The following is a 1,434-nucleotide window of genomic DNA, read 5'->3' as shown; positions in this document are numbered from 1 at the left end:
GCCCTCGCGGTCAACAACCGACCTCGCAAGAGCCTTGGCTGGAAGACCCCGGCCGAGGTCTTCGCCGAGCAGCTAAGCTCCCTGAAACAGCCCAGTGTTGCAACGACCGATTGAACTCGCCCAATACACCAGCTGGGCCTTCGGGCAGCGGCTGCGGTCGGCCGGGCTGCTCGGCTCGATGGGCTCCATCGGCGACTGCTACGACAATTCGCTGGTCGAGTCGTTCTTCGGCTCGATGCAGCTCGAGCTGCTCGACCGCCAGCCCTGGGCTACCCACCAGGGGTTGGCCAACGCCATCTTCGAGTGGATCGAGGCCTGGTACAACCCACGCCGACGCCACTCAAGCCTTGGCAACTTGTCCCAATCGACTACGAACGACACCACACCCCGGCCGCAACCGCGGCCTGACCATCACAGGCAAGCCGTCCGGGAAACCGGGGCAAGCTCAGTGGCGACCCTGTTCCCAGTACAGGAGGCGCTGATCTGCCGCTGACCCGGGCGTCACGCAGCGTCACAATTGGTCGATCAAGACGGCGCTCGGTCTTGCCGACGTGGCCCCCGGTCATGCCGATCTGGAGCTGCGGCGGCTGCGACCTGCCCTGGCCCTGCCCGACCCGTAAGCGGGAGCTACGGGCGGAGTACGCCGACGCCCCGGTGTCGCTGGCCCTCTACCTCGGCTCCTATCTCGTCCAAGCCGCTGAGGACATGCCCTGGACGCCGGCCGGCGCGCTGCACCGCCGTTTCATCGGATGGACCAGACAGACCTCGCGGCCGGCGCCAGCAGTACAGCAGCAAGATTCAGCAGCCGCACCGGGCCGAAATGAACGCCAGCAGGCCGGATGACCTCGGGCAACACCCGATCCGACCGGCTCACCGCCGCCGGATCCGGGGATCGCTGGTTCGCATCCGGCCGGAGACGCGACGTCTCCCACAGTCCGCTGTGTGGCACCACCCGGACTCCGCGTCGCGTCGGTCAGCGGCCGGTGGCGGCGAGCGTGACCGGCACTGCGACGAGCTTGGTGCGGCTGCCGTCGGCGGGGGAGACCTCGTACACCTCGACGGTGCCTCGCTGTTCCCGGGTGAGCCGGTAGCGGACGCCGACCCGGTAGTCACCGCGGCAGCCGGTGCCGCAGGTGGCGGTGGTGAAGGTGGTGGCGAGTTCCCGGCCGGCGGCGTCGAGGATCCGGACGTTGACGGTTGCCTCGAACACGTCGGCGGTGCCGCTGACCGTGACCGGGGAGGTGACCCGCTGGCCGACGACGGGACTGGTCACCACGATCGCGGGGAGCAGGTCGGCGTAGTCGGCGCGGTCGACCGGGTCGCCGGTACCGAACCGGACCCGCCGCACGGTGGGGAACTGGGTGAGGGTGTAGACGACCTGGGCCTCGCGCAGTCGCCGGGTCGCCGCCGACCCGGCGGGCAGCGGGGGGAGGG

Annotated in this window: 3 protein-coding genes; 2 read left to right on the top strand and 1 reads right to left on the bottom strand. The window is 69.7% G+C overall.

Going from position 1 to position 1,434, the window contains the following annotated elements:
- Positions 1 to 94: 94 nt before the first annotated feature.
- Positions 95 to 493: an integrase core domain-containing protein gene (locus tag DLJ47_RS38005; RefSeq protein WP_109906091.1), complete on the top strand. Its 399-nt coding sequence runs from the start codon at positions 95 to 97 to the stop codon at positions 491 to 493.
- Between the two features lie 71 nt (positions 494 to 564).
- Positions 565 to 843, top strand: coding sequence for a hypothetical protein (locus DLJ47_RS33340; RefSeq protein ID WP_199236106.1), 279 nt, complete (start codon positions 565 to 567; stop codon positions 841 to 843).
- A gap of 130 nt (positions 844 to 973) precedes the next feature.
- On the opposite strand, the gene DLJ47_RS33335 is transcribed toward DLJ47_RS33340, so the two are convergent.
- Positions 974 to 1,434 (bottom strand): Gmad2 immunoglobulin-like domain-containing protein (locus tag DLJ47_RS33335; protein ID WP_274703371.1); only part of this gene is annotated, 461 nt, incomplete at its 5' end.

It is taken from the genome of Micromonospora sp. S4605 (genome assembly GCF_003176715.1).
GTDB classification, from domain to species: domain Bacteria; phylum Actinomycetota; class Actinomycetes; order Mycobacteriales; family Micromonosporaceae; genus Micromonospora; species Micromonospora echinaurantiaca.
Note: the sequence above shows the minus strand (reverse complement) of the source record. Positions and strands in the feature narration are given on the sequence as shown.

Bases quoted from the DNA above. Each gene is read 5' to 3' on its own strand.
- DLJ47_RS33340 (WP_199236106.1), top strand. From the start codon at position 565: ATGCCGATCTGGAGCTGCGGCGGCTGCGACCTGCCCTGGCCCTGCCCG.